Annotated in this window: 17 protein-coding genes; 8 read left to right on the top strand and 9 right to left on the bottom strand. The window is 69.7% G+C overall.

What is annotated here, in order from left to right; translation table 11 throughout:
* Window positions 1-834: 834 nt before the first annotated feature.
* The 3 genes from MQE23_RS06980 to MQE23_RS06970 all read left to right on the top strand — a co-directional run bounded on the left by MQE23_RS06980 (window position 835) and on the right by MQE23_RS06970 (window position 2,861).
* Entirely contained in the window at window positions 835-1,311 is a 477-nt protein-coding gene (locus MQE23_RS06980; RefSeq protein WP_243378575.1) for a hypothetical protein, read from the top strand.
* 413 nt (window positions 1,312-1,724) lie between these two features.
* Window positions 1,725-2,303 carry a hypothetical protein gene (locus MQE23_RS06975; RefSeq protein WP_243378574.1) on the top strand — a complete coding sequence of 193 codons (579 nt, stop codon included), beginning with the start codon at window positions 1,725-1,727 and terminating at the stop codon, window positions 2,301-2,303.
* Between the two features lie 117 nt (window positions 2,304-2,420).
* Complete coding sequence (locus MQE23_RS06970) at window positions 2,421-2,861, top strand: ATP-binding protein (protein WP_243378573.1); 441 nt, start codon at window positions 2,421-2,423, stop codon at window positions 2,859-2,861.
* Window positions 2,862-3,201: 340 nt separating this feature from the next.
* On the opposite strand, the gene MQE23_RS06965 is transcribed toward MQE23_RS06970, so the two are convergent.
* The 9 genes from MQE23_RS06965 to MQE23_RS06925 all read right to left on the bottom strand — a co-directional run bounded on the left by MQE23_RS06965 (window position 3,202) and on the right by MQE23_RS06925 (window position 12,775).
* A complete protein-coding gene (locus MQE23_RS06965) occupies window positions 3,202-4,209 on the bottom strand; it encodes an MASE1 domain-containing protein (RefSeq protein ID WP_020271093.1) in 1,008 nt (335 codons plus the stop codon).
* A gap of 133 nt (window positions 4,210-4,342) precedes the next feature.
* A complete protein-coding gene (locus tag MQE23_RS06960) occupies window positions 4,343-5,620 on the bottom strand; it encodes a GAF domain-containing SpoIIE family protein phosphatase (RefSeq protein ID WP_020271092.1) in 1,278 nt (425 codons plus the stop codon).
* 282 nt (window positions 5,621-5,902) lie between these two features.
* Window positions 5,903-6,904 (bottom strand): glycoside hydrolase family 43 protein, encoded by a 1,002-nt coding sequence (locus MQE23_RS06955; protein ID WP_243378572.1) that lies wholly within the window; start codon window positions 6,902-6,904, stop codon window positions 5,903-5,905.
* Between the two features lie 31 nt (window positions 6,905-6,935).
* Entirely contained in the window at window positions 6,936-7,463 is a 528-nt protein-coding gene (locus tag MQE23_RS06950; RefSeq protein ID WP_020271090.1) for an NUDIX hydrolase family protein, read from the bottom strand.
* Window positions 7,464-7,547: 84 nt separating this feature from the next.
* Entirely contained in the window at window positions 7,548-8,687 is a 1,140-nt protein-coding gene (locus tag MQE23_RS06945; protein WP_243378571.1) for an amidohydrolase family protein, read from the bottom strand.
* A gap of 1 nt (window position 8,688) precedes the next feature.
* The gene (locus MQE23_RS06940) at window positions 8,689-10,092 is read right to left on the bottom strand and encodes a glutamine synthetase family protein (protein WP_243378570.1); all 1,404 of its coding nucleotides are present in this window, start codon (window positions 10,090-10,092) and stop codon (window positions 8,689-8,691) included.
* A gap of 45 nt (window positions 10,093-10,137) precedes the next feature.
* Entirely contained in the window at window positions 10,138-10,950 is an 813-nt protein-coding gene (locus MQE23_RS06935; protein ID WP_020271087.1) for an SAM-dependent methyltransferase, read from the bottom strand.
* Window positions 10,951-11,090: 140 nt separating this feature from the next.
* Window positions 11,091-11,918 (bottom strand): hypothetical protein, encoded by an 828-nt coding sequence (locus tag MQE23_RS06930; RefSeq protein ID WP_243378569.1) that lies wholly within the window; start codon window positions 11,916-11,918, stop codon window positions 11,091-11,093.
* Between the two features lie 107 nt (window positions 11,919-12,025).
* Window positions 12,026-12,775, bottom strand: coding sequence for a response regulator transcription factor (locus tag MQE23_RS06925; protein ID WP_279345132.1), 750 nt, complete (start codon window positions 12,773-12,775; stop codon window positions 12,026-12,028).
* Window positions 12,776-12,951: 176 nt separating this feature from the next.
* On the opposite strand from MQE23_RS06925, the gene MQE23_RS06920 reads away from it, so the two are divergent.
* From MQE23_RS06920 to MQE23_RS06900, 5 genes are all read left to right on the top strand, one after another.
* Window positions 12,952-14,124, top strand: a complete 1,173-nt coding sequence (locus MQE23_RS06920; protein ID WP_051185509.1) for a sensor histidine kinase — start codon at window positions 12,952-12,954, stop codon at window positions 14,122-14,124.
* A gap of 71 nt (window positions 14,125-14,195) precedes the next feature.
* Complete coding sequence (locus MQE23_RS06915) at window positions 14,196-14,834, top strand: XRE family transcriptional regulator (protein ID WP_051185508.1); 639 nt, start codon at window positions 14,196-14,198, stop codon at window positions 14,832-14,834.
* A gap of 52 nt (window positions 14,835-14,886) precedes the next feature.
* Window positions 14,887-16,236, top strand: a complete 1,350-nt coding sequence (locus tag MQE23_RS06910; protein WP_243378568.1) for a Xaa-Pro peptidase family protein — start codon at window positions 14,887-14,889, stop codon at window positions 16,234-16,236.
* Complete coding sequence (locus tag MQE23_RS06905) at window positions 16,236-17,213, top strand: thiamine pyrophosphate-dependent dehydrogenase E1 component subunit alpha (RefSeq protein WP_243378567.1); 978 nt, start codon at window positions 16,236-16,238, stop codon at window positions 17,211-17,213. Before MQE23_RS06910 ends, MQE23_RS06905 begins: the two co-directional genes overlap by 1 nt.
* Window positions 17,201-18,181 (top strand): alpha-ketoacid dehydrogenase subunit beta, encoded by a 981-nt coding sequence (locus MQE23_RS06900; protein ID WP_020269824.1) that lies wholly within the window; start codon window positions 17,201-17,203, stop codon window positions 18,179-18,181. Before MQE23_RS06905 ends, MQE23_RS06900 begins: the two co-directional genes overlap by 13 nt.
* Window positions 18,182-18,227 lie beyond the last annotated feature (46 nt).

Here is an 18,227-nt window from a genome sequence, read left to right as displayed (position 1 = left end):
TGAGGAACTGTCTCCCGAAGTGCAGCATCAACTTGCTGACTAATACCTTGATTCACTGCTTGTTGAACATCGTCTGGGCGAATAATAGGATTCGGCTCAACCCGTCGAATATGTTGGGGCCATGAAAGAGTCGCAACAACCAAGAGAACCAGGGCTAGAATCAAGAGTCCGATAAGTCCTGTGTTGCGAATGGCTCCATCATCGAACGTTCCAATGATGACGAAGACAAGCGCAAGCGTCCCAAGCGCTGCCGCTACAATGCGGAATGCAGCTAGCCAACCCCAGTGCATAACGGGCTCCCTTCAACTTCCCGCTGTATCCCCTCGGGCGCGCGGACTTACCTGCTCTGCGCCGTCATCTGAGTGCATAGGCTTCATTGCGGCCACTGCCGTCTGAGCGGAGTTCGTGGCTGCCCTGATTCCGAAATAAGAAGTGGTTATCGCAACTACAGCGGTGAATGCACTTGTAAGAATGGCTACCGCCTCAGTCCCCGATGCGATGTCGATTGCAACCCACAGCGCAGCCACGGCAATGGCGAGATCTCCTATTAGCACAACGAGAAGACCGGCCCACGCCCGAGTCGTGTGGATCGTCTTGAGGTCATCACTCCGCATGAGTCCTCCAGCGCCACACCCGCAGCAATCATGCTGCTTGGCCTCAGAGCCCCCCGACAGATGCTTCTAGCGTTGCACAAGTTGACTCTAGTCACATCTTGAGGCATGTGTGTCAAGGCTGATCGCAAGAGGCGTAGGCGGGCAGATCCCTCAGCTCTCGAAATGCCACGCCCGCCGATCGGGTGTACGACGGTGGTAGAGCACGACGAGGGACACGGCCATGCAACGCAGGCTTATTGCAGCAACGGTTGTAACAGTCTTGATGACAGTCGGCGGGGCCACAGTCGTGGGCTGCGGCACCACAGACGAAGATGGCGGGTCGACGCCCGCGCCCACTACGCCGACTCAGACCGAAGAACGGCAGACTGACCAAGGGGAGTCGCCTCAGGGCGGCCGGGAAGATCCCGCGGCCAACGAACGCAAGGACCTAATCAGCTTCAAGATCGATGACCGCTCGCAAGCCGGGTTCACAGACATCTGGGTCACCTGGACGATCAAGAACAACAGCTCAGAGAAGTCCAACTACTCCTGGAACTGGGAGGCCGTGAACGCAAGCGGTACCCGTGTCGCCAACTCGACCGAGTACGTGAACAACGTCCAACCAGGCCAGACAACGACGGGCGAAATGCCAACGGTGATCAAAGACGCCAACGTAAAGATCAACATCACTGACTTCGAACGCACGAAGGCCTACTAACGTTGACGCCACCCTCCCAGCAGGATGACGCTTGAAATGCACCGCTGGGAGGTCTGTGATGGCCAGTGCCTGCCCCCGCTCAATGGGCTTGACGTTCCCCGCTTCCGATGCCGCGACCGTCAAAGCGCAGTTGCTCACTTCCTACGCCCTCATCTGCTGGGGACTTGGCCAGCTGCTCGATGACGCGAAGCTCGTCGTGACAGAGTTGGTCGACAACGCGGTCAAGGCGGTCGTGCGTCGTGAGGTTTCACTCTCTGCCAAGATATTGAACAAGTTACCGCCGATAAACCCTCCTATCCGTCTAAAGAGCTCCCGAGATGCGACAGTACCTAAGTGGGTGTATGACGGATTGTAGGTACGACTGGCAGGTGGAATCGATCTCCAAGTCACGATGCCAAGCGAGGGGATCCAAGATGCTGATCAAAGACACGCTTCCAGCTGACGCGGGCACCGCGTACCACACATTCCTCGACGTGGTACTGCCAAGCTTCGAGCCGCCCGTCAAGCAAATGTACTTTCGAAGTTTGCCAAATCCGATGAAAGGGAAAATCGAAGTAACGAGGGTAGACTCAAATCCGGAGCATATACATCACCTAGAACTTCAGTGCTACCTCACCGTACCGGCGGCTAAGTACGAGCTTGGCAAACCGATTCATGTTCACTTCTTGGACGAACCGGCTAGCCGGCCAGGGGAATGTATTGCATCCTTTGACGCAAGGGAGTCCCATCAATTCGGTGGTGCATTGTTCACCTTCTTCTTGAAGGTGATTCCAGCATTTTACTTCCGGATCGTGAACGGGATGAATAGGGCTGTCGGCGTCGAGTACCGGATTGAAAATCACAGCATCCCTTGGGCCGCACACTGGAAAACGAAAGAAGCTTATGCTTCCGGTCTGGGTCAAGAAATGCTGAAGGCAACGATAAGCCTCATGTTTGACCGTACGCGAACGACTCTCCAGGTTTCCGCTACCGCACGTCAAGCGGGTACGTAGCCGATCAACATCGCGACCACACGAAGGCCTACCGGCATTGACGCCGCCCTCCCAGTGGGATGACGCTTGTAAGCGACCGCCGGGAGGTCTGCGATGGCCAGCCCTTATCCCCGCTCCATGAGCCTGACGATCCCTGCTTCCGGAGCCGCAACCGTCAGAGCACGGCAACTTACTTCCTACGCCCTCACCTGCTGGGGACTTGGCCAGCTACTCGATGACGCGAAGCTCGTCGTGACAGAGTTGGTCGACAACGCGGTCAAGGCGGTCGTGCGTCGTGAGCCGGCCTCGACCGAGATTGGTCTACGACTCCAAGCAACTAGCCAGACCCTGATGATCGAAGTTGAAGACCCACTCACCGAGTGGCTACCTCCTCGTATCCATGAAGCCCGGGGACTGCGCCTAATCAGCGCCATGACCGATGACTGGGGTGTCCGGCAGTCCACCACGGGCAAGATCGTCTGGGCCACACTCTCCGATGAGCCACCAGACTACCTGTGCGGACCAGCATGGCCGGCCTCTGGCGAACCCTGGGGCAAGCACAGGTCAGGGGCAGGCTAGAGCCGTGTAGATCCACTAGGCAGGCGCTTCGCGCCTCACGGATCAAAGAGTCACCAACGCTGCTACCACTCGTTTACGAGGCTCTGGTGACACGACAAACCCCATGTATAGAGGAGAGGGCGTCTCACACATTTCTCACAGACCGGCTCACACCTTCCGACGCATCAGGACTGTGACCTGGACGTTTGCCGGACCCCCTGGACTGGGTGGACGCCCTGACCTCGGCGTCAGCTTCTGGGGGTCAAGGGGTCGCAGGTTCAAATCCTGTCGTCCCGACAGAGTGCCCGGGGTTTCTCTCCGGGCAGGGCCTTGCTCCACTGCAGTGGGGCGGGGCCCTTCGTCACTTCGGGGCCGTGTCCCTAATTTCCTGCTCACCCCCAGTGACGCCAAGCGTCGGGCGGCGGTCGCTGGTGGCGATCTTGGTGGCCAACTCGGCGAGCTGTCTGCACGCCAGCGCGATCTCCCTCTCGGTCTGGGCGCGTTCGCTGACTACCGCTCCGAGCAGCAGGGCGGTCAGCGAGGCCGAGCCGTTGAACGCCTGCAGGGTGATCATGTTGGTGAACAGGTCGTGACCGGCGAACGGGCCCGCCTTCTGCGCAGCCGCGATGATCGCGAAGGTGGACACGGCGAGGGCGCAGGGCGCGGCCCCGGCCAGCTGGAAGCGGAAGGCCGCCCAGATCAGCAGCGGGAAGCCGAGGAACAGCAGTGGTGTGCTGCTGGTCTCGACGAAACCGACGAAGACCGTGACCGCCAGGAGCAGGATCGCCTCCGCCCACCGGGACGGTGAGGCACCCGTGGGCAGGCGCGCCCGGCGGAGAACGAGCACGACCGGTGTGACCGCCAGTACGCCCATCGCGTCGCCGGTCCACCAGACCGACCACGTCGACCAGAAGTCGCCGGCGTCCAGCGCCCCGGTGACGACGAGCGTCCCCGTGCCCGTCGTGGCGCTGACCAGCATGCCGGTGAAGGCGCCGAGGAAGATCAGCGCGAGGACGTCACGCAGGCGGTTCATCTCGCCGCGGAACCCGGCACGGCGGAGCAAGGCGTACGAGCAGACAGGTGCGAGTGTGTTGCCCGAAACGATCGCGAGTACGGCCAGGAGGGACGGCCCGAGCGTGACGTTGACCAGAAAGGCCCCGAGTGCGATCCCTGGCCAGACCCGCGGCCCGCGCAGGAGCAGACTGGCCAGCGCGATACCGCTCGGCGGCCACAGGGGGGTGACCTGGCCACGCACCTGCTGCTGGAGCAGACCGATCTCGGCCGAGCCGTAGTACAGCGCGGCGACGACGCAGATCTCCAGGGCAACCGGGCCACCGCGCCGGGCCCACGTATGACGCGCGACAGCCATCGGGAACCTCCGCATCGACAGCCCTCGACCATCATCCGTCGGAACCCCCGGGACCACCACGGCACCGTTGAGCTGGGCAACCGGTCGCCGCCGAAGGCGCTTTTGCCCCCCTCGGACGGGACAACGGCCGGCTTCAGGCAGGCGGGGTGCGCACGGCGAGGACGGCCATGTCGTCGTGACCGTCACTCGGGTGGTTGTCGGCCAGCGCCCGCACGAAGTCGCGCAGGGGCCGCACCGCGTGGACGGTGGCGAGCTCGGCGAGCTCGTCCAGACTCTCGTCGATGGCGTGGGCGGGATGTTCGACGAGCCCGTCGGTGAAGAACACCACTGTGGCGCTCGGGGGAAGGACGCGCGAGTGGTCGGGGCGGGGTTCCTCGAGGTCGACTCCGAGCGGCAGTCCCGGCTCGGCGGACAGGTATTCGGCTCGTCCTTCAGGGGTGATCAGCAGGGGCGGGACGTGGCCCGCTGTGCTCCAGTGCATGCGCCAGACCGGTCCCTCCGGTTCGATGCGGGCCAGGGCGGTGGTGGTGACGGGGTTGGTCGTGATGGCCTGGAGCGTGCGGTCGAGCCGGGCGAGGACCGCGCCGGGCGTACTGCCCGGGTCGAACAACAGCGCCCGCAACATGTTGCGTGTGGAGGCCATGGCGGCCGCGGCCTCCAGGTCGTGGCCGACCACGTCACCGATGACGACCGCCACGACGTTGCCGGGCAGGGGGATCGCGTCGTACCAGTCCCCTCCGAGTCTGCTGGGCTCGGCAGCCGGCCGGTAGACGGCGGCGGCGGTGAAGGGCCGCAGGTCGGGCAGTGCGGGCAGGAGAAGCCGCTGGAACTGCTCGGCCCCGACACGAACCTGTTCGAACAGGCGGACGTTCTCGATCGCGATGCCGGCGGCACTGGCCAGGGCGGTGACGACGTTCTGGTCGTGGATGTCGAAGGGCTGTCCGTCGCGCCGCTCGGAGAGGTACAGGTCGCCGTAGATCTCGTCGCGGACACTGATGGCGACTCCGAGCAGCGTACGCAGATGCGGGTGGCCGGGCGGGAAGCCGGCGGACGACGGATGGGCCGGGATGTCGTCGATCCGCAGCGGCTCGGGATGGCTGATCAAGTGGCCGAGGACACCCAGACCGCGAGGCAGGTCGGTCCCGGCCAGGTCGGCGTGTTCCTGCTCGGACAGCCCGGCGGTGATGAACTCCTCCAAGCGCTCGCCGGACCTGTTGAGCACCCCCAGTGCCCCGTAGCGGGCGCCGACCAAGTCCATGGCGGTGGTCACGATGCGGTTCAGAACCGCGGTCAGCTCCACCTCCCGGCTGATGGCCACCACCGCGTCCAGCAGGCCCTGCATCCGGTCCATGGCGTGCAGCAGGGCGCGCAACTGCTCGTCGATCCGGCTCAGCTCGGTACGCAGGCGCACGTGCAACTCCGGCAGCTGTGGCTGCCTCGGATGCTGCCCTTGCCACTCTCCTGCCATCACGAGCGCCTCGTGGCCTGTGTAGCCCGATCTCGGGTCACTGTCGAGCGGCAGCTATCGCGGCATTCACCCAGGCGGGATGCCGACCGGAGCGGAAGTCGCCATGGCGTACCTTCTCACCTGGTACAGCTTAGTGCCGTGCCGCGGCGACCGGTCAGTCCACGCAGCCCATGCGCCGTCGCCTCGGCGTGGGGGCGGGCCTGGGCCAAGGTGTGAAGGCGTTGTTCAGCCGCCTCCGTCGAGGTCGTCGCGCCGACGCAGCACCTTCAGCTCGTGACCGCGGAGCTCCATCTCGTACAGCTTCCCGCGGGCGTTCTCGAAGGGCCGGTGGAGGATCATCATCAGGCGGCCGTCGAAGGTGTGGAACAGCATGCCGTGGCCGCTGTCGTCGCGGACCAGGGGCCGGTGCTGCCGCCACGGGCCCTGGACGTCCCCGGATCTCGACACGGCGTACGTCTGCACGTAGCCGCCGCTGACCGTGCCGTCCCGGCCGGCCGTGTTCTTCTCGTACGTCGACCACAGCATCAGCAGGGACCCGTCAGGGGTGCGGTACAGCTGGGGGCCGTCGGTGATGTACGGCGGCAGCTGGTGGGGTACGCCCGCGGGGATCTGCTCGGCGGTCCAGGGCGCGTCCGAGGCCTTGAAGAGGTAGACCGGGTCGCCGACCGTCCGGGACAGGTCGGGAGCCAGCCGGATCGCCTCCATCGTGCCGTCGATCGTCTGCAGCCACTCGTGCGCGTACACCATCCAGGGCTGCCCGGACGGGTCGACGTACAGGGTGCCGTCGAGGGTCATGAGGTGCTCGGGCGGGACGGGGCGTGCCGGGTCGAGCACGGTGAACGGGCCGAGCAGCGAGTCGGAGACGGCCGTGATCGTGCCGCGCACATGGGTCGGGGTCCGGAACGGGACACCCCACTGGTTGGGCGGCGGGACCGGGAGCGGCTTGTCCGCGTTGTGCAGCGTGGTGAAGAGGTAGTACCTGCCGTCCCAGGCGTGCACCTCCGGGGCCCAGGCGCCGTCCGTCGCCCAGATGCCCTCCTGCTCGGCGGTCCGGAACACCACGACGGGGCGCGTCCAGTCGCGCAGGTCGTGGCTGCGGTACACCATCGTGCCGGTGCCGTCCACGCCCGACACGGAGGGGTGGTTGGACGTGTACAGGTGGTAGGTGCCCGTCGGTTCGTCGGCGACGACGAACGGGTCGTGCAGCGGCATGTCGGGAAGCCGCATCAGCTCACCCCCCGGTGATGGCCCGCACCCGTCAGATCACGCAGCCCGCATGGGCCAGCGCCTGCTTGAGCAGCACCCCGTGACCGCCCGGCATCTCGCTCTGCACCGCCTCCGAGACGGCCTCCTGCGGGCTGAACCACACCAGGTCGAGGGCGTCCTGCCGGGGCCGGCAGTCACCCGTCACCGGCACGATGTAGGCGAGGGAGACCGCGTGCTGGCGGGGGTCGTGGTACGGCGTGATGCCCTGCGTCGGGAAGTACTCCGCAACCGTGAACGGCTGGAGCGACGTCGGGACCCGGGGCAGCGCGACCGGGCCGAGGTCCTTCTCCAGGTGGCGCAGGAGGGCGTCGCGGACGCGTTCGTGGTGCAGCACGCGGCCGGACACCAGCGTCCGGCTGACCGTCCCGTCGGGTCCGATGCGCAGCAGCACGCCGACACTGGTGACTTCGCCGCTGTCGTCGACGCGGACCGGGACCGCCTCGACGTACAGGATCGGCATGCGGGCGCGTGTCATCTCCAGTTCGTCGGAGGACAGCCAGCCGGGCGTGGTTTCGGTCATGTCAGACATCGCTTGATCATACTTTCAGCCGTTCGGACTTCCTGGGTAGCCGCTCGGGAGGAACTGTGACCGGCCACACGCCGTTCAACCGCCTTCCGGGAGGTCGTCCGGGAGCCCGTAGACCCGGCGGGCGTTGTCCCGCCCGGCCCACCGGGCGATCCGCAGCGCGTCCGGCAGGGACAGCTCGTCGGCGTCCACCCGCTCCTGGAGCAGTTCCGCCAGGCCCTGCCGGAAGGCGAGGGCCCCGAGGTGGAAGAACTCCGGCACACCGTACGCGTCGGAGCTGTACAGCAGTTTGCGGAACGGTGTGATCTCCAGGGCCTCCGCCAGGACCGCACCGGCCCGGGCCGGGCCGACGTGGTGGAGCGTGAGGCCGACGTCGAGATGCACCTGCTCGAAGACCGCCGCGAGGTACGCGGCCTGCCGCTGGTAGGGCCAGCAGTGCAGCAGCAGGACCGGGATCGTCCCGGCGGTCAGGTGCAGCCAGTCCGTGAGGAGGGCCGGGTCGGCCCGGTGCAGCCGGATGTCGCTGTCGCCGAACCCGGTGTGCAGCTGGAGCGGCAGGCCGAGGTCGACGGCGGTCCACAGCAGGTGCCGGACCAGGACCGGGTCGTCCAGGCGGCCGCCGCGGGCCGTCCAGTGCCGGGCGGCGCCGGTGACCTCCGCGTCCGAGGGGCGGGCCGGGTCCAGGCCGAAGCCGGTGCGATAGGCCGCCACCGACTTCACGGCCACCACGCCCGGCCGCCGTACGGCGTCCAGCGCCGCCGCGCGGAAGGCGTCGGCGTAGGCGTCCGGCTCGATCCCCGCGGCCCGCACCGACTCGGCGACGCTCTCCAGCCGCACGACCTCGTACGCGGACCCGCCCGCGGCCTCGGCGACCTCGCGCGGGGTGGTGAGCCGGTCGGGGGCGAATCCGGTGTCGACACAGAAGACGTCCGTGCCCGAGACGCTCAGGAAGCGCCGCTGCACCTCGCGCCAGCCGAGCTCCGAACGCCGGGCCAGGTACTGCTCGACGGGGGCGTGCCGCGGCAGGTCCAGCAGGGGAGCGCAATGGCGGCGCACGGCCACGCCCGCGGGACTGTCGAAGGGCGAGACGCCCGGCCACGCGTCGCCCTCGGTGAGGAGCGGCTCGAAGGCCTCCCGGCCGAGATCGGCGGCCACCGTGCCGTGGCAGTGGTGGTCGACCAGGCTCAGGGCGTCGAGCGCTTCGCGGACCGCGCCCACGTCAGTACTTCCACCGGTACGCCGCCGCCACCTGGTCGTCGTCGAGACCGGCGACCGACGCCAGCTCTCCCCGCCGAACGGCGATCACCGCGTCGGCCAGGACCGGGCCGAGGGCCGCCCGCAGCACGTCGTCCCCGCGGAACTCTTCGACGGCCTGCCCCAGCGAGACCGGCAGCCGCCGTACGCCCCGGGCCGCCGCCTCGGCCTCGCCCAGCCGTGCCGGGTCCCCGGTCGTCTCCCCGGGCAGGGCGGCGGACGAGGTCAGGCCGTCCAGCCCGGCGGCGATCAGGGAGCCGATCGCGAGGTAGGGATTGGCCGCCAGGTCCACGGGCTTGATCTCGACGTTCGCCGCCTGGTCGCGCAGGCCCGCGGTGCCCGTGACGACACGCAGGGCGGTCTCCCGGGTCTCGCGGCCCCACGCGGTGAACACCCCGGCCCACTGGGAGGGCCGGAGCCGCAGATAGCTGGCCGGGCTCGGCGCGGTCACGGCCGTGAGACCGGGCAGGTGGGCGAGGAGGCCGGCCGTGACCGACTCCGCCTCGGCCGTCATGCCGTAGCGGCCCTCGCCGCCGGAGTGCAGATTGACCCCGTCGCGCCAGGCCGAGAGATGGACGTGCCCGCCGTTGCCGACGCCCTGCCCCACGACGGCCGGGGCGAACGAGACGCGCAGCCCGTGCCGCCTGGCCACCGCGCGGACCGTCTGCCGCACCAGCACGCTGCGGTCGGCCGCCGCCACCGGGTCGACGGCACCCACCGAGATCTCGAACTGCCCGGCCGCGTACTCGGGATGGACCTGTTCCACATCGAGCCCCTGGGCCGCGCACGCCGCCAGCAGGTCGGCGGCGTAGTCGCTGAGCTCGACCTGCCGCGCCGCCCCGTACGCCGGACCGGTCGTCGCGGGCACGAACGCGTCACCGTGCGCGTCCCCGCGGGCCAGGGTCCACTCGACCTCCACGGCCGCCTTGAACGTCAGGCCGTGCCGCTCGGCCGCCTCGGCGACGATCCGGCGCAGGAACGTGCGCCCGCAGCCGGGATGCCGCTCCCCGTCCTGTGTGACGCGGTCGACCGGCGCCCACGCCCAGCCGGGCTGCCCGGCCAGGACCACGAGCTGGTCGAGGTCCGGGTAGAGGCGCAGATCGCCGTCGGGGGAGCCGAGGACGTCGGTGGTGACGATGGAGTCGTTCGCCAGGAACGTGTCGAACACCGGGGACATGCCGACGCCCCAGGCCGCGGCGGAGGCGAGCCGGGCCGTCGGGATCGTCTTCACCCTGCCGATGCCCGCGGTGTCGACGTAGGACAGCACGACGCCGTGCACACCCCGCCCCGACAGCTCGCCGCTCAGCGCGGTGGCCCGCTCGACGTCGCCGGGACGGCCGCCGGGCACCGGATCGGCCAGGGTCGTCATACGTCCTCCTGGATACGTCCTCCTCGACGGGACGGTCGCCGGGCGTCAGGCCTTCACGGCCACCGCGCCGTACTGCGGTACCAGCACGGCCGAGCCGGCATCGGCACGCCACTGCCCGCACGACACCATGCCCGGCTCGAGCAGCTCCAGACCTTCGAAGAACGCGGCGATGTCCGCGCCGCTGCGGGCGGTGATCGGGGGAGTGGCGTTCTCGTTCCAGAACTTCATGGCCGGGATCTGCCCCGCGCCGCCGAGCTCGTCGTCGAACGTGGGGTGGGTGAGGACCAGGTAGCTGCCGGAGGGGACCGCGGCCATCACGCGGCGCACGATGTCCAGGGCCTTCTCCGTGTCCAGGACGAAGTTGAGGATGCCCAGCATCATGACGGCGACGGGCCGGGTGAGGTCGAGGGTGTGCCCGGCCCGTTCGAGGATGGCGTCCGGGTCGTGCACGTCGGCGTCGATGTAGGCGGTGACGCCGTCGGGGGTGCCGGTCAGCAGGGTGCGGGCGTGCACCAGCACGATCGGGTCGTTGTCGACGTAGACGATCCGGGAGTCGGGCGCGAGCCGCTGGGCGATCTCGTGGGTGTTGTCCGCCGTCGGCAGCCCCGTGCCGATGTCGAGGAACTGCCGCACTCCGCGCTCGCCGGCCAGGAACGACACGGCCCGGCCCAGGAAGTCCCGGTCCGCCCGGGCGATGTCCCGGATGATCGGGAACATGCCGGCCACCTGCTCGCCGACCTTCTGGTCGACCTCGTAGTTGTCCTTGCCGCCGATCCAGTAGTTCCACACGCGCGCGTTGTGCGCCACACCGGTGTTCAGCCTCGCCGAGCCGCTCGGCGGGGTGTGGCTCTCACTCACGTCTCTTCCTCTCCTCGCACGAGCGACCGGTACCGGTCATCGCCGCCATTGTGCCGCTCCGATGATCACCTGTCCCGGGAATCGGCAGAGCCGGCCGGGCCGTCGCCGGTGCGCGCTGCGGGGGAGGGCCGCGGACCGTGTCAGTCGACCTCGCCGGGGTTCGGGGAGGGCGTCCTGCCGGCCAGTACGTCCTGCAAGCGCTGGGTACCGAGCCGCACCGCCTGCTGGACGGAGTCGCTCTCGCCCCCGTCGAGCCCGCCCGCCGTGACGGTGATCGCGTGGTCACCGACGCGTACGGCGGCGACGTCCAGGGTCAGCGTGGCCTGCGCGCCCCCGGTCCGGCCCCGCACGGTCACGCGCAGGCCCTCACGGGCGTCGCCCGCGCCGGGCAGCGAGGCCTCGACGACCTGGACGGTGCGTTGTTCGCCGTCGTCGGTGACGGTGAACTGGTCGCACTTCTCCGGCAGGCTCGCCATCCAGTTCAACGAGTCCTGAGGGTCGGTCCGTTCGTAGGAGGCGACCTGGTACAGCAGGCGCGAGTCGCCCTGCTCGAAGCCGCGCAGCTCGGACGCCCCGGACGGTCTGCCGAGCAGATCGTCGTCGAAGAGGGAGTCGAGGAGTCGCTGGCAGTCGGCGGCCTGGGCCTTGGCGGTGAGGAAGTCGGAGACGTCGACCGTGCCGATGAGCAGGCTGTCGTGCCAGTTGTCGGCCTCCGTGTCCTTGACCTGGGTCCAGTCGTCCTCGATGTCCGCCTCGGTGATCAGCGCGGCCCGTGCGCCGTCCGTGGTGAGGGTGGCGGTGGGATAGGGGGTCTGCCGCTCACCGGCGACCTGCGACGCGGTGACGCCCGGGACGCGTGAACCGTCGTCGCCGCCGTCGTCGTCCGAGCAGGCGGCGGTGCCCAGCAGCGTGCCTGCCGCCAGGGCGCAGGAGAGAGCGCGGACGAGCCGGTACGGACGACGGGTCATCGGGAGTGCCTCCTGAGAACGTGGATGTCCTCAGCGCATCACCGGTACCGAGGGCCCACCACCGGCACCGGACTGTTCGGGTGAGCGCCGCCCGCGGCACGGACGCCTCACGCTCCGGCCCGGGCATACCCGTTCTGCCAGGCCCAGGCCGCGATCTCGACGCGGTTCCGGGCGGCCAGCTTGAGTTGGACGCTGGACAGGTGCGTCTTGACCGTGGAGAGGGAGACGTACAGTTCGGCTGCGATCTCGGCGTTGGTCCGGCCGAGGGCGACCAGGCGGACCACGTCCAGCTCGCGCTCGGTCAGCGGCTCCCGGAGCGGAGCGGAGGGGGCCGGAAGCGCCGGCCGTGGCGCGGTGTCGGCGGCCGGCGGCGCGGTGACGTGCTTGAGCAGCCGGACCGTGACCGAGGGGGAGACCAGCGAGTCGCCCGCGGCGGCGGCCCGGACGGCCTCCGCGAGAAGGGTCGGCCCGGAGTCCTTGAGCAGGAATCCGCAGGCGCCGCCGCGCAGCGCGCCGTACACGTACTCGTCGAGGTCGAAGGTGGTGACCACGACCACCCGCACCGGGTCGGCGACGTCCGGCCCGGCCAGCAGGCGCGTCGCCTCCAGCCCGTCCAGTCTCGGCATCCGGATGTCCAGCAGGCACACGTCCGGCCGCTCGCGCCGGGCCAGCGCCACGGCCTCCTCGCCGTCGCGGGCCTCGGCGACCACCGTGATGTCCGGCTGGGCGTCGAGGAAGAACCGGAATCCGGTACGGACCATGTCCTGGTCGTCCGCGATGAGCACCCGGATGGGAGCGCCGCGGCGGCCGGGGTCGCCGGGCGGGCCGGAGGGGACGGGCTGGCCGGGGGTCGTCATGGGTCGATCATGCCTCAGGGCTTGGGACAGGGTTCGGGGCAGGGCTGCGGCGGAGGGGGCTTCATGCTCGCCCGCGGACCCGGGCGCGCGCCTCCGCCGAACGGCCAGGTCCGGGCGCCGGACCCTCGGTCGTTCGGCCGATCCCGCCGGCCAGGGCCTCGCATACCGTGAGCCGCATGAGATCCACCTCTCCCCGGGGCTGCGTGCGGGGCTTCGGCGTCGGCTTCCTGCTGGCGGCGTCGGTCTACGACCTGCTCGTCGCGCACGGCCTCCACACCACCGTCTGGCCGACGGTGACGGTGCTGCTCGTCGGGCTCGCCGCCGTACTGTGGCCGGCCGGCCACAGGCCCCTGTGGCTCACCCCGACGCTGCGCACCGCCGCGCCCGCCGTGGTCTCCGCGCTGTACACGGCGGCCGTGCTGCCGGCGGACCGCGCGGAGGCACCCTTCGGGCCGGGCGAGGTGGCGGTCCTGCTGAGCCTGCTGTTCGTCGCCGTACGTCACTGCCCGTGGCCGTGGGCCCTGGTGTGCGGGGTGCTCGACGCGGTCGCTCTGCTCCTGCTGCCGGTGCGGCACTACCGGTCGTTGCAGGGCGAGGTGCTGGCGTTCGCCCTGATCGGTCTGGTGCTGGTCGGGCTCACCGCCGGGCTCGCGGCGTACCTGCGCTCCCTTGACTACCGGCGCACCGTCGCCGTCAGCGAGACGCGCCGCGCCGAACGCGTCGCCATCGCCGCCGACCTGCACGACTTCGTCGCGCACCACGTCACCGGGATCCTCGTGCAGACGCAGATGGCACGCATGATGGCGGACCGGCAGCCGCAGGACCTGGACCCCGTCCTGGCCGGCATCGAGCGCGCCGCGACCGAGGCGCTGGCGTCCATGCGGCGCACGGTGGGCGTGCTGCGCGACACCGGCCCGGAGTCCGCCGACCGCCGTCCCGTCGGCGACCTGGCCGCGGTCACGGACCTGGTCGACGGCTTCGCGAGCCCGGCGCAGAGAACCGTCCTGCACCGTGACCCTGCCGTGTCCGACGACCTGCCGCACGAGGTGCAGGCGGCCGCCTTCCGGGTCGTGCAGGAGGCGCTGACCAACGTACGGCGCCACGCGGGCGACGCCACGGAGGTCGCCGTCCGGCTGGCCTGCCCCGGCGACCGGCTGGAGGTCACGGTGACGGACGACGGCCGCGGCGGCACCCAGCTCCCGGAGGCCGCCCACGGCGGCGGCTTCGGCCTGGTCGGCCTGACCGAACGTGTGACGGCACTGGGCGGCGAGCTGCGCGCGGGACCTCGCGGGGGTGTGGAAGGGGAAGCGGGCTGGCAGGTGACGGCGGTGTTCCCGGCAGGGAAGTAGTGGCGTCAGGGCTTCCGCGCGCTGTTCAATGAGACTGCACACACCGCCTGGGGACCCGAAAGGAGCCGCCCGTGTCAGCCGCCGTCGTGCCGCCCGTCGGGGCGCGTATCCGGCAGGCGCGTCTGGAGCGTGGGATGAGCCTGCGTGCGCTCGCACGAGAAGTCGGTGTGTCGGCGAGTCTCGTGTCGCAGATCGAGACCGGGAAGAGCCAGCCGTCCGTCAGCACCCTCTATGCGATCACGACCGTCCTGGGAATATCCGTCGAGTCCCTCTTCGACGCCCGGGCCTCCTCGCCGATGGCCGGCGTGAACCCGCCCGGCGCTGTCGTGCACGCCCTGGCCGCCTTTGCCGCCGACCCGGGGCGGCGGATCGGCCCGCTGGTCGGCGCGGGCGAGCGCGAGACGCTGGAGCTGGACTCGGGCGTCGTGTGGGAGCGCCTGGGCCGGGTGCCGGGCGCGGATGTCGACTTCCTGCTGGTGACCTACCGGCCCGGCGGCTCCTCCTCCGGCTCCGGCGCCCTGATGCGGCACTCCGGCACCGAGTACGGCTATCTGACCTCCGGCGAACTGATCCTCACCCTCGGTTTCGACGAGTACACCGTGCGCCCGGGCGACGCCGTCTCCTTCGAGTCGACGACCCCCCACCGCTACCGCAACGATGGAGAGGTACCGGCTGTCGGTGTCTGGTTCGTCTCCGGCGATGTTCAGTGACACTTGACACCCGCAGGACCCGGGCGTTCACTCCGAAGTGGGGGTGGTCGCCATGGCGATCCGCACATACGGCCCCAACGCCGTCGACTGGGAAGAGCGCATCGACCTGGACCGGCTGCGCGGACAGCGGCTGGCCCGGCTGCACGAGTTTCTGAACCGCTCCGAGCTCGGCGCGGTGCTCAGCTTCGACTTCGCCAACATCCGCTACATGACCGCCACGCACATCGGCACCTGGGCGATGGACAAGCTGATCCGCTTCGCCCTGCTGGTGCGTGACGGTGAACCCGTCGTCTGGGACTTCGGCTCCGCCGCCCGGCACCACCAGCTGTACAACCCGTGGCTCGACTACAGCGACGGCAAGGGCGGTCCGCCCACCGGAGCCCGGGCCGGCATCTCCACCCTGCGCGGCGCCTTCCACCCGGACGCGGGTATCGCCGAGGACGTGGCCGCCAAGATCGCCGCCGAGCTGCGCGACCACGGGCTGGCGAACGAACCGCTCGGCGTCGACGTCGCCGAGATGCCCGTCCTCGCCGCCCTGCGCGCCGAGGGCATCGACGTCGTCGACGGACAGCAGGTCTTCCTGGAGGCCCGCCGGGTCAAGACCGGTGACGAGATCGCCCTGCTCACCCAGGCCTGCGCCATGGTCGACGCGGCCTACGAGGAGCTCTACGGGTATCTGCGCCCGGGCGTGCGCGAGAACGAGTGCGTCGGTGTCGTGGCCAAGGTCCTGTACGACCTCGGCAGCGAGTACGTCGAGGGCGTCAACGCCATCTCGGGCGAGCGGTGTTCACCGCATCCGCACGTCTACAGCGACCGCCTGATCCGCCCCGGTGACCCGGCCTTCTTCGACATCCTGCACAGTCACCTCGGCTACCGCACCTGCTACTACCGCACCTTCGCCGTGGGCAGCGCCTCCCGGGCGCAACGGGACGCCTATGTGCGCTGCCGTGAGTACATGGACCAGGCGATCGCGCTCGTCCGGCCGGGCGCGACCACCGCCGACATCGTGCGGGTGTGGCCGCGTGCGGAGGAGTTCGGCTTCGCCGACGAGACCGCCGCGTTCGCCCTCCAGTACGGCCATGGCGTCGGCCTGTCGATCTGGGAGAAGCCGATCTTCAGCCGCCTGGTCTCCCTCGACCACCCCGAAGTCCTCGAAGAGGGCATGGTGTTCGCCCTGGAGACGTACTGGCCGGCCGCCGACGGCTGGTCCGCCGCCCGGATCGAGGAGGAGCTCGTCGTCACCGCCGACGGCTGCGAGGTCATCACCAAGTTCCCCGCCGAGGAACTGCTGGTGGCCGGGCGCAAGTACTGGACCGTGGGCGGTGAGCTGAACACCCGCCGGGAGGCGCAGTCCCATCTCAACACCTCTCGCGACGCGTCTCGTGACGACGGAGGGGACTGATGGACGCCGCCGGACTCCTCGCCTGCTACGAGCGGATGGCCGTCATCCGCCGTACGGAGAAGGCCGCCCACGACCTGTTCCTCCAGGGCCTGGTGAAGGGCACCACGCATCTCGCCGCCGGGCAGGAGGCGATCGCCGTGGGTGCGAGCGCCGCACTGCGCCCGGACGACTATGTGTTCGCCACCTATAGGGGCCACCACCATGCCCTCGCCCGGGGCGCCACGCCCGAGGAGTGCCTCGCCGAGTTGATGAGCCGGGCGACCGGGCTGTGCAAGGCCAAGGGCGGCTCCATGCACCTGACCAAGGCGGCCACCGGCATGCTCGGCTCGTATGCCATCGTCGGTTCCCATCTCCCGATGGCGGTCGGCGCGGCCTGGTCGGCGCGGCTGCGCGGCTCGGACCAGCTCGCGGTCGCCTTCTTCGGGGACGGCGCGACGAACATCGGTGCCTTCCACGAGTCGCTCAACCTGGCCGCCGTGTGGAAGCTGCCGGTGCTGTTCGTGTGCGAGAACAACCAGTACATGGAGTACACGCCGATCGCCGACGTCACGGCGGTGGCCCGGCCCGCCGCCGACCGGGCGCCCGCCCACGGCATCCCGGGCGAGGTCGTCGACGGCAACGACGTCGAGGCCGTCGAGGAGGCGGTGGCGCGGCTCGCGCGGCGGGCCCGGGCAGGGGACGGGCCCGCCGTACTGGAGGCCGAGACCTACCGGCACTTCGGGCACAGCCGCTCCGACCCGGCTGCCTACCGTCCGGCCGAGGAGGTCGAACGGTGGCTCAAGCACGACCCGTTGGACCTCGCCCGGGGACGGCTCGCCGAGCTGGGGACCGGGGCGGAGACGGTCGCGGAGGCCGACGAGCGGGCCCGGGCCCTCGTCGAGCGGGCCGTCGAGGCGGCGAAGGCCGGGCCCCCGCCCGATCCGCGGGAGGCGCTGACCGACGTGTGGGCGGACGGAGGTGCCGCATGGCGGACGTGATCACCTACCGGGAGGCCGTCGCCGAGGGCATCGCGCGCGAGATGCGCCGGGACACGTCGGTCGTGTGCCTCGGGGAGGACATCGCCGCGGCCGGGGGTGTGTTCAAAACGACCGTGGGTCTACTGAAGGAGTTCGGGCCCGAGCGGGTGTGGGACACACCCATATCCGAACAGGCCATCGTCGGCGCGGCGATGGGCGCCGCGATGACCGGGATGCGGCCCGTCGCGGAGATCATGTTCTCCGACTTCCTGGCCTGCTGCTGGGACTACCTCGCCAACGAGATCCCCAAGGTCCGCTACATGACCGGCGGCCAGGTGACGGTGCCGCTGGTCGTGCGCACCGCCAACGGCGGCGGGCTCGGCTTCGGCGCCCAGCACTCCCAGGCCACCGAGAACTGGGCCCTGACCGTCCCCGGCCTGAAGATCGCGGCACCGGCCACACCCGCCGACGTCATCGGCATGATGGCGGCGGCGATCCGCAGCGACGACCCCGTGGTCTTCTTCGAGCACAAGGCCCTGCTGGCCACCAAGGGACCGCCGCCACCGCCTGATCATGTCGTCGAGCTGGGCCGGGCCGCCGTCGTACGCGAGGGCAACGACGTCACGCTCGTCGCGCTCGCCTCGACGGTGCCCCTGGCGCTGAAGGCCGCCGACGTGCTGTCGGGGGAGGGGATCGAGGCGGAGGTGATCGACCTGCGCTGCCTGGTCCCGCTGGACGCCGCGACCGTCCTGGCCTCGCTGAGCAGGACCTCGCGGCTCGTCACCGTCGAGGAGAACCCGTACCAGGGCGGCTGGGGCGGCACCGTCGTCTCGATCGTCGCCGACGAGGGTTTCGGCCTGCTGGACGCGCCCGTGCGGCGGGTGGCGGGGGAGTGCGTCCCGCTGCCGTTCGCCGACGCGCTGGAGGAACAGGTCATCCCCACCGCCGACAAGGTCGTCACGGCGGTCCGCGAACTAGCCGCCTACTGAGCCGCCCATCGACGCTGCCCACCGACCCCGCACCGACACCTGGAGG

This window comes from Streptomyces sp. HP-A2021 (genome assembly GCF_022807935.1).
Taxonomy (GTDB): Bacteria; Actinomycetota; Actinomycetes; order Streptomycetales; family Streptomycetaceae; genus Streptomyces; species Streptomyces afghaniensis.
Note: the sequence above shows the minus strand (reverse complement) of the source record. Positions and strands in the feature narration are given on the sequence as shown.